12 protein-coding genes and 1 pseudogene are annotated in these 12,932 nt (G+C 66.5%); 1 reads left to right on the forward strand and 12 read right to left on the reverse strand.

Annotated features, from left to right (window positions below; translation table 11 throughout):
• Positions 1-130: 130 nt before the first annotated feature.
• Positions 131-271: a hypothetical protein gene (locus ABEA50_RS25535; protein WP_345498544.1), complete on the reverse strand. Its 141-nt coding sequence runs from the start codon at positions 269-271 to the stop codon at positions 131-133.
• A 249-nt stretch (positions 272-520) separates the two neighbouring features.
• On the opposite strand from ABEA50_RS25535, the gene ABEA50_RS25540 reads away from it, so the two are divergent.
• Positions 521-1,405: an aldo/keto reductase gene (locus ABEA50_RS25540; RefSeq protein ID WP_345498545.1), complete on the forward strand. Its 885-nt coding sequence runs from the start codon at positions 521-523 to the stop codon at positions 1,403-1,405.
• 82 nt (positions 1,406-1,487) lie between these two features.
• On the opposite strand, the gene ABEA50_RS25545 is transcribed toward ABEA50_RS25540, so the two are convergent.
• The 11 genes and pseudogenes from ABEA50_RS25545 to ABEA50_RS25595 all read right to left on the reverse strand — a co-directional run bounded on the left by ABEA50_RS25545 (position 1,488) and on the right by ABEA50_RS25595 (position 12,923).
• Positions 1,488-2,003 (reverse strand): nuclear transport factor 2 family protein, encoded by a 516-nt coding sequence (locus tag ABEA50_RS25545; RefSeq protein ID WP_345498546.1) that lies wholly within the window; start codon positions 2,001-2,003, stop codon positions 1,488-1,490.
• A gap of 133 nt (positions 2,004-2,136) precedes the next feature.
• Entirely contained in the window at positions 2,137-2,565 is a 429-nt protein-coding gene (locus tag ABEA50_RS25550; protein ID WP_345498547.1) for an organic hydroperoxide resistance protein, read from the reverse strand.
• A gap of 143 nt (positions 2,566-2,708) precedes the next feature.
• A pseudogene (rpsR, locus tag ABEA50_RS25555) lies at positions 2,709-2,897 on the reverse strand (30S ribosomal protein S18); the annotation flags it as partial.
• Complete coding sequence (locus tag ABEA50_RS25560) at positions 2,858-4,312, reverse strand: dihydrolipoyl dehydrogenase family protein (protein ID WP_345498548.1); 1,455 nt, start codon at positions 4,310-4,312, stop codon at positions 2,858-2,860. The pseudogene rpsR and the gene ABEA50_RS25560, both read right to left, overlap by 40 nt.
• A 1-nt stretch (position 4,313) precedes the next feature.
• Positions 4,314-4,895: a hypothetical protein gene (locus tag ABEA50_RS25565; protein WP_345498549.1), complete on the reverse strand. Its 582-nt coding sequence runs from the start codon at positions 4,893-4,895 to the stop codon at positions 4,314-4,316.
• A 679-nt stretch (positions 4,896-5,574) separates the two neighbouring features.
• Positions 5,575-6,165: a TetR/AcrR family transcriptional regulator gene (locus ABEA50_RS25570; protein WP_345498550.1), complete on the reverse strand. Its 591-nt coding sequence runs from the start codon at positions 6,163-6,165 to the stop codon at positions 5,575-5,577.
• Between the two features lie 159 nt (positions 6,166-6,324).
• Positions 6,325-7,437 carry an NDMA-dependent alcohol dehydrogenase gene (locus ABEA50_RS25575; RefSeq protein ID WP_345498551.1) on the reverse strand — a complete coding sequence of 371 codons (1,113 nt, stop codon included), beginning with the start codon at positions 7,435-7,437 and terminating at the stop codon, positions 6,325-6,327.
• A gap of 28 nt (positions 7,438-7,465) precedes the next feature.
• A complete protein-coding gene (locus ABEA50_RS25580) occupies positions 7,466-8,965 on the reverse strand; it encodes an aldehyde dehydrogenase family protein (protein ID WP_345498553.1) in 1,500 nt (499 codons plus the stop codon).
• 94 nt (positions 8,966-9,059) lie between these two features.
• Positions 9,060-10,733: a sigma-54-dependent Fis family transcriptional regulator gene (locus tag ABEA50_RS25585; protein ID WP_345498554.1), complete on the reverse strand. Its 1,674-nt coding sequence runs from the start codon at positions 10,731-10,733 to the stop codon at positions 9,060-9,062.
• A gap of 205 nt (positions 10,734-10,938) precedes the next feature.
• A complete protein-coding gene (locus ABEA50_RS25590) occupies positions 10,939-11,763 on the reverse strand; it encodes an HpcH/HpaI aldolase/citrate lyase family protein (RefSeq protein WP_345498555.1) in 825 nt (274 codons plus the stop codon).
• A complete protein-coding gene (locus ABEA50_RS25595; RefSeq protein ID WP_345498556.1) occupies positions 11,760-12,923 on the reverse strand; it encodes an acyl-CoA dehydrogenase family protein in 1,164 nt (387 codons plus the stop codon). Before ABEA50_RS25595 ends, ABEA50_RS25590 begins: the two co-directional genes overlap by 4 nt.
• Positions 12,924-12,932: the final 9 nt, after the last annotated feature.

Below are 12,932 nucleotides of genomic sequence, written 5' to 3' on the forward strand. Positions count from 1 at the left end.
GATAGGCATGGGTGTCAGCGCGGGGTGCGAACCGGATCGACGGTCACTGCTTCGCGGGAGAGTCGGCCGCAGCTGGGGCGGCCCGCCACCGAGCCAGAAACATTGCGGTCGAGGATAATAGCGTCGTTCATCAGTCGACTACCTCGCTGCCGAGCCCCCGGACCACATCGGCGTCGACATAGCTCGGCCGCGCGGAGCGAATGGTCTCGCGTCCCGCGGTCCCCCGAGGTAGCTGGAGCGGTTGTACCGCATCGTCACTCGACTCGAACATACCGAAAGCTCATGTCGCGGTTGATGTTCGCCGGTCGACGGAGGGCGAAGGCCGGGGCGTGTGAAATGGATCGCGAAGTTCACGAGTGCGTCGAGAATATCGACGCGATGCTCGCTGCTCCGGTTCGCGACAGTCGCCTGACCAGCGCTGCGCGGTGTGTTCATGGTCGTATCGAGACCGTACCGCGGCCTACGTCGCCGGTTCGGCGAATACCCGCACATCCGCACAGATCAGCCGTAGCGTCGAGGCATGAGCATTCCCACCTTCACCTTGAACAACGGCATTGAGGTTCCGGTCGTGGGATTCGGCGTCTACCAGACGCCCGCGGACCAGACGATCGAGGCAGTCCGGAGCGCGCTGGAGACGGGCTATCGGCATATCGACACCGCCGCGGCATACGGCAACGAGCGGCAGGTCGGGGAGGCCATCGCGCGCTCGGGCTTGGACCGTGACGAGGTCTTCATCGAAACGAAGGTCTGGGTCAGCGACTACGGCTACGACGCCACGCTGCACGCCTTCGAGAAGGCGACGGCAAAGCTCGGAGTCGAACGGATCGACCTGCTGATCCTGCACCAGGCGCTGCCCGGCGAATTCGATCTCACCATCGCCGCGTACGAGGCATTGGAGCGGCTCTACGCCGACGGAAAGGTCCGTGCGATCGGCGTCTCGAATTTCATGCCGCAGCATCTCGAGCGCCTGCTCGCCGTGACCGGCGTGGTGCCCGCCGTGAATCAGATCGAGGTGCACCCCTACTTCCGGCAATCGGAGCTGCTGGCCGAAGACACCGAGCGCGGCATCCTCAATCAGGCGTGGTCGCCGATCGGCGGCGTCACGTTCTATCGCGACGGATCGCACGGCTCCACGCTCGAGGACCCGACGATCGGTGCGATCGCCACCGCGCACGGCAAGACACCCGCCCAGGTGATGCTGCGCTGGCATCTTCAGCAGGGCAGACAGGTGATCCCCAAGTCGGTGACGCCAGCGCGGATCGCGGAGAACTTCGACGTGTTCGGCTTCGAACTCACCGACGAGCAACTGGCCTCCATCGACGCGTTGGACACCGGCGTGCGCGGGGGACCGGAGCCCGATGACGTGACCCTGGAGAAGTTCGGTATCGAAATCCCGGAAGCCTGAGCGAGAACGAGCGCTCGCAGACGGCCTCGGTGACCGGCGTGCTGATCGGCTGAACCGGTGCGCGGTCCCCGAACGGGTGCGTTCAGTGGGCCCATTCGCGCAAGAGATCGAGGGCGGGGCCCGCCCCGTCGGCCGGTGCGATCTTGCGCGCGATGATCTTCCAGTCGTCGGCGATGCGCGACAGCGTCCACCGGTTCACGAGGACGCGGTGGATGCGGTAACCGGTGGACATTCCGTGGTTCGGCAGCTCCCGCTCCTCGCCGTCGCGGTCAGGCGTGACGAGCATCGAATAGGAGACGGCGCTGGCTTTGTCGCCGTCGAGTTCGATCAGCGGCGGGCTACCGAAGTGCGCGAGGCCGCCCGCGATCGCCTGCCGGTGCGGTTCGCACCACATCATGTCGATGATCGCGTTGCGGTCGGTGGCACCGGAAAGGCCGGGGCCACGGTCGAATACGGCGTCTTCAGCGTAGATTCGCTCGAGCAACGGCGGCGCACCGGTGTCGGCGCTCAGCGGATGTGTCGCGATCAGAGATTGGATGGCGAGGCGGTCCTCGATCGCCTGGATTCGTTCCAGCATCGAGGCGAATGTCGCTGTCATATCGTCCACTGGTTCGAGAGTCCTTGTCGGTGCGGTGCGGTGCGGTGCGGTGCGGTGCGGTGCGGTGCGGTGCGGGGAGATGTGGCCGAGGAGCGGGCCTATTCGCTCCTCGGCCGCGGGCTCAGCGGGTCGTTCAGGCGACGGTGGCGTCCACGGTGACGGGGATATTGCCCCTGGTCGCGTTGGAATACGGGCACACCGCGTGTGCCGCTTCGACCAGGGAATCGGCGTCGGCTTGCTCGATGCCGCCGAATTCCACGTGCAGCGCGGCCGAGAGGCTGAATCCGCCCTCGTCGGTGGGGTGCACGCTGACCTCCGCGACCACGGCGGAGTCGGTGAAGCTCACCTTCTTGCCCGCCGCGACGGCTTTCACCGCGGAGTGGAAGCAGGAGGCCCAGCCCGCGGCGAACAGCTGCTCGGGGTTCGTCGCGCCGCCAGGACCACCCATTTCGCGCGGGATGGCGAGGGTGAGGTCGATCAGACCGTCGTTGCTGGCGGCGCGGCCTCCCGCGCGGCCGTCTCCGGTGGAGGTGGCGACGGCGGTGTAGAGGGAATCGGACATGGTGATGTGCTCCTTGCTGGGTGGCCGGCCGACGGGCTCGGGTGCTGGTCAGTGCGCCGATGGGCTCGTCGGTGCACCGAAGGGGTCGGCGCGGAATGGTTCGGGGATCGGCTCGGTGCTGTGCGGTTTGCCGGTCGGTTCGGCACGGCCATCTCGCGGGCGTTCTTCACCGCGCACGCCACCCGACGCTGTTGCTGTGGCGTGAGTCCGGTGACCCCGCGGCCGCGAATCTTGCCCCGGTGGGAGATGAACGTGCGCAGCGGGTTGGCGTCTGGTTGGTTCGCCGGTCGGCTCAGTGGTCGCGGCCGTCGGCTTCGAGCAGGCGCAGCCAGATCTCGCTGATGGTCGGGTAGGCGGGGACCGCGTGCCAGAGGCGATCCAGCGGGACCTCGCCGACGACGGCGATCGTTGCCGCGTGCAGCAATTCGGCGACATCGGGTCCGACGGCGGTGAAGCCGACCAGGACATTGCGTTCCGCGTCGACGACCATCCGTGCGTGTCCTCGGTAGTTGTCGGCATGCAGTGCCGCACCCGCGACCGCACCGAGATCCTGGTCGACGACCCTGGTCTCGATCCCCGCGGCCGTGGCGGCCTCGGCGGTCAACCCGACGGCGGCGACTTCGGGGTCGGTGAAGATCACCTGCGTGACGGCGCGGTCGTCGGCGGTGGCCGCGTGCCGTCCCCACACCCCGAGGTCGAGTTTCGCGCCACCCGCGCGGGCGGCGATCGCGTCACCGAGGGCGCGGGCCTGGTATTTGCCGTGGTGGGTCAGCAGGGCGCGCTTGTTCACATCACCCGCGGCGAACAACCAGCCGCCGTCGACGGGTGTGCCGTCCGCGACGACGGTCAAAGCGTCGTCGACGGGCAGCCACTCGCCAGGAGTCAGGCCGACATGTTCGAGCCCGAGATCCTTGGTATTCGGCGTGCGGCCGGTGGCGACGAGAACTTCGTCGGCGGCGACGACCTGCCCGTCGGAAAGGGTGAGGTGCACGGTCCCCGCGCTGTCGCGCTCGGCCGCGGTGACGCCGGTGTCCAGGTAAACGGTGGCACCGGCCGCACGAAGCGCCTCGGTCAGGTGCTCACTGGCGAACGGCTCAACACTGGGCAGCAGCCGGGACCGGGAGATCAGCGTGACCTGTGCGCCGAAAGAGCTGTACGCGGTGGCCATTTCGGACCCGACGACGCCGCCGCCGATGATCGCCAAGCGGTCGGGGACCGATTGCGCGGAGGCGGCGTCTCGGCTCGTCCACGGGGTTACCTCGGCAAGGCCGGGGATAGGTGGCAGCTTGGCGCTGCTACCGGTGGCGATCACCACCGCGTGACGTGCGTGCAGCACGGTGGTCGCGCCGTCGTTGTCGGTGACAGTGACGGTTTTGGTCTCGGTGAGGCGGCCCTGTCCGCGAACCAGCGTCACTCCCGCGCCGTCGAGCCATTCGACCTGCCCGGCGTCGTCCCAGCCGGAGGTGAATCGGTCGCGGCGGGCGAGCACTGCCGCGACATCCAGGTCGCCGGTGAGCGCCCCTGCCGCGCCCGGCAGTGCGCGGGCGGCCCGCAGGGCGGTGGGGTCACGAAGGAGGGCCTTGGTCGGCATGCAGGCCCAGTAGGAGCATTCGCCACCGACGAGTTCGCGTTCGACGATGGTCGCGCTGAGCCCGCCCTGGACTACCCGGTCCGCCACATTCTCACCGACGGGACCCGCGCCGATGATTACCACGTCGACGGTGAAATCTTTGTTCGCGCTTGTCATTTCACTGCTCCTTACTCGAAAGGCGGTGCAGACGGATGGCCGAGATCAGGAAGAAGATGCCACCGAGGGTGGCGTATCCGGCGATGGTGGTGAGCGAGGCGTTCTCGCCACCTGATTGCAGGATGAAATTCGATCCTGCCAGGGTGGAGATCCCACCGCTGAGGATCATCGCCCATTGACCGCCGAGTCGGTAGCGCAGGATCGCGACGACCAACTGGACAATGCCGGCGGTGATCGCCCACGCGCCCCACAACTGGAGCACGCTGGGAATGCCCGCGCTGACGGCGAAGCCCAAACCGATGGCGGTGAGCAGGCTCAACGCTATGTTGATGTACAGCGGAACCTTCGGGCTGGCGGGACCGGAGGTGCGGAAGTCGACCACGGCCGCGGCGACGTCGAACAGCGGGTAGATCACCAGCAGGGCGATGCTGACCGGGGTGAGTGACGCCGCGGTGAGCATCACCAACACCGCCCAGATGATGGCGAAGCCGAAACGCGCGTAGTACAGGTTCCGCAGGCCGGTGGTGTTGCTGGCGGTGACGGTCACGGGGCCGGTGACACCGGCATCGATGGAACTGGACATCGAAACTCCTTCGAGGAGCGAGGCTGGAGGATCAGCCCCGGGGGAGGTAGAACGATCGGTATAGGGGAAAGTTTGATGTGCGCGCGGGCAATTGTCAAGACCGAACGTTCTACCTCTTTTGGTGTGGTGGTGATGGGGTTTGCCGGTGCTTGCGAATTCGGGGACTTGCGGGTGCGTCGAGGCTTGCCGGTTCGACGGCTGCTGGCTCGGTACTCGCCGCCCCGCAATGAGCGGCGCAAGTGGTGGGCGCGCGTCGACGATCCGAGCGTTCCGCGAGTAGTCGGATCGCTGCGGCGGTGGAGGTGCGTATGCGTGGTGGTGTCAGCACTTGCCGTGTCCCGTGATCAGGCGACCTGGTCCGCAGCGGAGCCGACGTCGCTCGGTCGGTTGCATTGGGGGACGGGCGGTTTCATCACGTCATGCGCTCGGAATCCGCTGTCCTGGCGGGCTCTGGCGGGCTCTGGCGGGCTCTGGCGGGCTCTGGCGGGCTCTGGCGGGCTCTGGCGGGCTCTGGCGGGCTCTGGCGGGCTCTGGCGGGCTCTGGCGGGGCATGAGCGGGTGTCGCGAGGGTGGCCGGAGGTGTCGGGTCGGTCGATTACGTGGATCTCGAACGGCTTTCGGGCGGCCAACGCGTCCGTCACCGCGACGGCGCACCCTCATATCGCTGGAGCTGTTGGTATCAACCGGTTTTGACCGCGGCCTGTTCGACGATGGAGGCATCGCGGTAGCGGAGAATTCCCTCGATCCCGAGCAGGAGTGTTTCGCAGATCGGCTCCGGGTCGGTGAGGCAACCGGCGGCCATCGCGCCATCGCGCAACATGACGAAATGCCTGGCAGCGGGCTCGGGTGCCGTCTCGCCGGTCTTCGCGAGCAGTTCGGTGACGGTGTCGAGAAACCATTGCCGGTGGTTCACCACGGTCTGGTGCACCGGGTGTGTGGGGGCGGGGTATTCGGCCGCGGCGTTGAGGAACGCGCACCCGCGAAATCCCTCGGAGCGGATGCTGTCGGCGATCGATTTGCCGACGGCTCGGACGATGTCGGGCGCGGATCTTCCCGAGTTACGCGCCTGCTCGACTTGGCCGCGTATCGCCTCGTCCGCCCCGCTCAGGTACGCGACGACGAGATCGTCCTTGCTCGGAAAATGCCGGTAGAGCGTGGCACGCGTGACCTTGGCCTCGGCGACGATCCGATCGATGCCCACCGAGTGCAGCCCCTCCGAATAGAACAGTCGGGTGGCCGTGCTGAGTAGCCGCGATCGTGCCTCGGACACTTGAATTACCTGCCTCCTGGTTGGGTCGCCCAGTGTACAGGTAGAACGTTCGGTCTTGAAGGAATGCTGTCGGCCGTGGCCTCCGTGCTGCCCACGAGCGGCTGGGGCACTGACGGCAAAGAGCCGACCCACCGTCGTGGGTCGGCTCCGTCGTGGGGGTTACTTCTCGTGCACGATGACGCCGCGAATATTCTTGCCGTCGCGCAGATCCTGGTACCCGTCGTTGACCTGATCGAGGGTGTAGTTCTTCGTGATCAACTCGTCGAGCTTCAGCTGACCGGTGTTGTAGAGCCGCAGCAGCCGCACAATGTCGTACTGCGGGTTCATCGAACCGAACAGTGTTCCCTTGATCGTCTTCTGGTTCAACGTCAGGTCGGTGCCCGAGACGTGCACGGTGAGCTTGGTCGGGTCGGCCAGGCCGGTGATGACGACCGTGCCGCCCTTGCCGATCGCCGCTGTCGCCGCGCTCACGACCTCCTCGTCGACGGTGCCGACCAGGATCAACGCCGCGTCCGCGCCCTGACCCCAGGTCAGCTCGTTCACCTTCTCGGCTGCCTCCTCGGCGTCGGCGAAGGCATGCGTCGCACCGAATTTCAGCGCGGTTTCGCGCTTCAACGCCACCGGATCGACCACAACGACGTATCGGCAACCGGCCGCGACCGCGCCCTGCACGGCATTGATGCCGAGCCCGCCGATGCCGTAGATGATCGCGGTGTCACCGGCGCGCAGGTTACCGGCGTTCACGGCGGTGCCCCATCCCGACGGCACACCGCAACCGACGAGGACAGCGGTTTCCAGCGGCAACCAGTCGTCGACCTTCACCACGGAGTGCTGCGAGATCGTCGCGCGCTCGGCGAAGGTGCCGAGCATGCACATGCCACCGAAGTCGAGGCCATTGCCGTGGAATCGGAACGATCCGTCGGGCATCGAGCCTTCGAGAATGGTGGCTCCCAGGTCGCACAGGTTCTGGCGACCGGTCGAACAGTAGCGGCAGGTGCCGCAGTTCGGGATGAAGCTGCACACGACGTGGTCACCCGGCTTCACCTTGGTGACGCCGGGCCCGACCTCCTCGATGATCCCGGAGCCTTCGTGGCCACCGACGATGGGATAGCGCGGCGGCAGATCGCCGTCGGTGAGGTGTAGGTCGGAGTGGCACAGTCCGGCAGCGGTGTACTTGATCAATACCTCGCCGGGGCCGGGGCGGTCGAGGTCGAGTTCCATGATCTGGAAGGGAGTGCCCGGTTCCAGCAGAACGGCGGCTTTGGTCTTCATCTTGGTACTCCTGGATTGAAAGAGGTTGTCAGAGCGCGACGTTGACGGCTTTGGTCTGGGTGTAGAGGTCGATCGCCGAAGCGCCGAGCTCCCGCCCCCACCCCGACTGCTTGTAGCCACCGAACGGCATCGCGGTATCGAAGCCGTTGTATTGGTTGACCCACACCGAGCCCGCCTTGAGTCGTTTCGCGGTGCGGTGGGCCTTCGAGATATCGCGCGTCCAGACACCGGCGGCGAGGCCGTAGATCGAGTCGTTGGCGGCGGCGATCGGGCCCTCCTCGGCGGAGAACGGCAGTGCCGCGACGACCGGGCCGAAGATCTCCTCCTGGACGATCGAGAAGCGCGGATCGGCGTCGACGAACACTGTCGGCTCGACGAAATATCCCTTGTCGCCGAAGCGTTTTCCGCCCGTGAGCGCGCGAGCACCGTCGGCGATGCCCGCGGCGAGGTAGCCGGTGACCTTGTCGAACTGCTCCTGGGAGATGAGCGGTCCCAGTTGGGTGGTTGGATCGAGGCCGGGCCCGATCTTGACCTGTGCCGCAGCGGCCGCGACGGCCTGGGTGAATTCCTCGAAAATCGAATCCTCTACGTACAGGCGGGTTCCCGCGACACAGCACTGTCCGTGGTTGAACAGCCACGCGTTCAGCGACCCTTCGACCGCCGCGTCGAAGTCGGCGTCGGCGAAAACGATGTTGGGGCTTTTGCCCCCCAGTTCGAGCGTCACCTTTTTCAGATTCCCCTTGGCCGCGTCGACGATCTTCTTGCCGACCTCGGTGGACCCGGTGAAGGCCACCTTGTCGACGTGGTCGTGTCCGGACAGTGCCGCACCCGCGTCGCCGAACCCCGGCACGACATTGACGACGCCGGGTGGGAACCCCGCCTCCTCGAAGACCTCGGCGAGCAACAACGCGGTCAACGGCGTCTGCTCGGCCGGTTTCAGGATCACGGTGTTACCGGCGGCCAGTGCGGGACCCAGTTTCCACGAGGCCATGAGGATCGGGAAGTTCCACGGAATGATCAACCCGCACACGCCGATCGCCTCGCGGAGCGTGTACGCGTGGAACTCGCCATCGGGTACGAACGGCATCGACACATTGACCGAGCTGCCTTCGATTTTGGTGACCCAGCCCGCGTAGTAGCGGAACACGTCCGCCGCCCACGCCACGTCGACGGCGGCGGCGATGGCGGCGGATTTGCCGTTGTCCAGTGCCTCCAGCTGCCCGAACTCTTCGGCCCGCGCGGTGAGAATGTCACCGACGCGCCAGATCAGGCGCTCGCGTTCGTTGGCCTTCATCCGTGACCACGGGCCGTCGTCGAACGCCCGGCGCGCGGCCGCGACCGCACGGTCGATGTCTTCGGCTTCGCCGTGCGCGACGTCGGTCAGCTTCTGGCCGTCGGCGGGGTTGTAGGTCGCGAAGGTTTTTCCGGACGCGGCGTCGACGAATTGTCCGTCGATGTACAGCTTCTTGGGGCCGGCAAGAAACTCGCGAACCTCGCTGTTCACGGTGTACTCGGCTACTGTCGTCATCGACTGCTCCTCGAGATGCTCGTCTGCGAATGTGATGCACGCCATATTCGCGCCGAAGAGGGTGTCGTAACTGTCCGAAGTTCGGACAGTCGAGTCAGCGAGTGATGTCGAGGGCGCGCATCCGCGTGTACAGGGTGCTGCGGCTGATGCCCAGCTGATGCGCGGCGTGGACCTTGTTGCCCGCACAGTCGGCCAATGCGGTGATGATGGCCTGGCGTTCGGCCTTCGCCATTCCCGTCAGCCGCGAAACCTTGCCCGTGGTGCGGTAATCCGGCGGCAGTGCCCCGATGTCGATCCGATTGGAATCGCGCCGATCCGCCGCGCCGACGAGCACCATCCGCAGCTCGACCAGGTTGCCCGGCCACTGCGCCGCCTCGAGCGCCTCGAGTGCGCTCACCGTCAACTGCACTCCGGGAGCGTGGTCTTCGAGAATGGCGCGAGCCAGTTCGGGGAGTTCGGCGATGCGCTCCCGCAGCGACGGGATCGAGATCCTCGCGGGACAACGGGAGAGCACTGCGGCGACCGCTGGTGGCAGGTCGTGCATCGGGCTCGATGTCAGGATCAGGCGCGGACCGGTCGCGCTGTGCTCGATGAGGTTCGCGACGACGGGCAGCGTTCGGTCCGACAACAATTGTGCGTGCTCGATCACTATCACCTCGGCGCGTTGCCGCACCGCCCGCGCGAGCTCGTCGAGCCAATGGGTGTGGCCGTCGAAAGGCATCCGGGTGGCGTCGAACCACTGTGTGGCGCAACTATGTACCACGTCCGCCGCCGCCGAGGTGCGCCCGCTGCCCGCCTCACCGGTGAGCAGGAGGGCGTCGTCGGACTCGCGAGCGAGGATCAGTTGCGCGCGCAACCGGTTCTCCGGCGGTTGCGTCGCCGATCGCGAGCGGGGGATCCGAGACTTGCTCTGGTGCAAGGGTTCTACGAGAAATACCGCACCGCCGTCCGCGCCTGCCACCCGGGACGCGTCGACGCGCGCCATCGCTCCCGAGGCCAGCTCCACGGTGATTCGCCGCCGCTGGTTCGGGCCGAGATCGCCGACGAGCGAGCGCAACGACGCGTGATCGGCGGTATCGAGGAGATCGAGCGCGGCGCGATTGCTGAGCAGGATATCGGCGCCGATGGCGGCCACCGCGAGGTGTCGTTGATGGGAGACACGGTGGAACGCGTCGACCAAACGTTGTTCGGAGGCGCGCGAACCCTCGAGCAGGCGCTGCTCGATATCGGCGACCGCGCGGGCGAGGAATGGAGCGAACAGCGGATTCGCGCTGCCCGCGGGGCCGGTGATGTCGAGAACGCCTTCGACTCGCCTGGTCACCGGGTGCACGATCGGGTGGCCGTAGCAGCTCAGCCCCTTGAGTACCTCGAGGTAATGCTCGTCCCCGTGCACGATGACGCTGCGACCCAACTCGATCGGCGTACCGAGGGCATTGGTGCCCGCGTCTTCCTCACCGAACCTCGACCCCACCACGATGTCGAGTCTTTCGAGCGCGCGGCGCATGGTCCGATCGGAGAAGACCGAGGCCAGCACCCGGCAGTCCCGATCGGCGAGAAAGACACAGACGCCGGTATCGACGATCTCCTTGGTGATCCCATCGAGGACCGGACCCGCCGCACGCAGCAAATGTCCGCCGACATCGGTGTCGGAATCGACGACAATCGGCGTCGAGGGATCAACACCGTTGAGTCGAGACCGCTTCCACGACAGAGCTATCTCCGGGCGGTCCGGTTCGCGTCCTTGGGCCATCGTGCCGTCCTCCAGCACCTCGGCCACTGTGCCGACGTGCGATGACTTGGTCTTCCGCCGTGCGAGCGGCGAATAAGTCAGAGGGTACGACAACCGGAGGGTACGGAACCGGAACTGCGTGAAACTTGCTAGGGCGCAACACTTCAGCAGCGGGGAGCTCGGGGTTCGCGACGACTCGCGTCAGGTCGACCGTGCCCGTCGGCGGACGACGACCCGATCACGGTCACCGTGCTCGTGCCAATACGCGGCGGGCCGACCGGGCGACCGCTTCATCGATGAGGCGCCCACGTGCGTCGACGCCGACACCAGAGGGAGCGGCCGACAACCGGTCCAGGATGTCCTTGGCGTCGCGCAATTCGTCCGCTGTCGGGGTGAAGACCGCGCGTACCGACGGGAGTTGCTTCGGATGGATGCACGCGCGTCCGGCGAAACCCAGGCGGCGCAGGCGTCGAGTGTCGGCCTCGAAGGCGGGCAGGTCCGTGAAGTTCACCGACACCGCCGCGACGGGCGGCGCGATACCCGCCGCCGCACTGGCGGTGACCATCTGGCCGCGTGCGAACAAGAGCTGTTCGGCGCTGTCGTCGACCTCGATCCCGAGGTCCGCGGCGAGGTCCACCTCCCCGATTTGCAGGTAATCGATGCGGGGTGCGTGCGCGATCCTCGGCAGTGCCAGCAGGCCGGTAGCCGTCTCGACGAGGGCGGAGATCCGTGCGTGGTCGGCTCGGCATTCGGTGAGGACCCGGTCGGCCGCGGTGACCTGCTCGGCCGATTCGACCTTCGGTAGCCAGATCCCGGTGAGGTTTCGGCTGACGACCGCGCGAATATCGCGCTCCTGGATCGCGCCGGGATTCACGCGAACCCAGAGCTCGACTCCGGACGGTTCGCACTGCGAAACCCACTGTGCGACAAGGGTTCGGGCCGCATCCTTCCGGTCAAGTGCGACCGCGTCCTCCAGATCGAGGACCACCGCGTCGGTGCCCGAGCGCAGTGCCTTGTCGAATCGTTCGGGGGCGTCACCCGGTACGTAGAGGTAGGTGGTCGCCGTCATCCGATCACCCCGTGTCCTGCGACGAGCGATTTCGCGATGACCGTGCGCATGATGTCGTTGGTGCCTTCGCCGATCGCCATCAGCGGGGCATCCCGGTAGAGCCTTTCCACGACGAATTCGGTGGAGTACCCATACCCGCCGTGGACACGCATGGATTCCAGGCTCGCCATGATCGCCGTCTCGGAGGCGAAGGTCTTGGCCATCCCGGCCTCCATGTCGACCCGTTTGCCGCCGTCGGCGCGCGAGGCGGCCCAGTAGGTCATCAGGCGTGCTGCCTGCAATTGGGTGGCGATATCGGCGATCTTGAGTTGAATCGCCTGGAATTCCGCGATCGGACGACCGAAGGCCTCGCGTTCGCGCGCGTAAACGAGCGCGGCGTCGTAGGCCGCCTGCGCGATGCCGACGCTGCGGCCCGCGATATTGAGCCGCCCGATCTCCAGTCCGGACAGCGCCTGTTGCAGACCGCGTCCCTCGACACCGCCGAGCAGCGCGCTCTCGGGGACGCGCACATCGGTCATGACGATCTCGCACGACTCGGTGCCCTTGTACCCGAGTTTCCCCAGATCCCGCTGGACGTCGAACCCCTCGGTCGTGGTGTCGATCAACAGGATGCTCATGCCCTTGTGCGCCGGGCTCACCGTGGTATCCGTCTTCACCAGGACCGGAAGCACATTCGCGTGCCTGGCATTCGTGATCCAGGTCTTCGTCCCGTTCACGACATAGTGGTCGCCGTCCTTGCGCGCCGTCGTCCGAATGCCCTGGAGGTCGGTGCCCGCGCCCGGCTCGGTCAGACCGACGCCGGTCCGGTAGGCCCCGGAGGCCAGTTTCGGCAGGAGTTCCCGCTTCTGCGCCGCGGTCGCGTGCCTGGCGATCATCCAGCAAGACAGGTTGTGGCTGCCGAGAATTCCCGCTATCCCCATCCACCCGCGCGCCAGTTCTTCATAGACCAGGGTGAACGACACTTTGTCGAGGTCGAGACCCCCGTACTCCTCGGGGGTGGTGATCCCGAACAGTCCCATCTGCTTCATCTTCGCGACGATCTCGGTCGGGTATCGCCCGGATCGTTCGTATTCGTTGGCGACCGGCACGATCTCCTTGTCCACGAAGGCGCGCAGGGTAGAGCGGAAGTCTCGCTGTTGTTCGTCGAAGGTGAAATCCATTGCTGCTTC

The organism is Nocardia callitridis (assembly GCF_039543305.1).
GTDB classification, from domain to species: Bacteria; Actinomycetota; Actinomycetes; order Mycobacteriales; family Mycobacteriaceae; genus Nocardia; species Nocardia callitridis.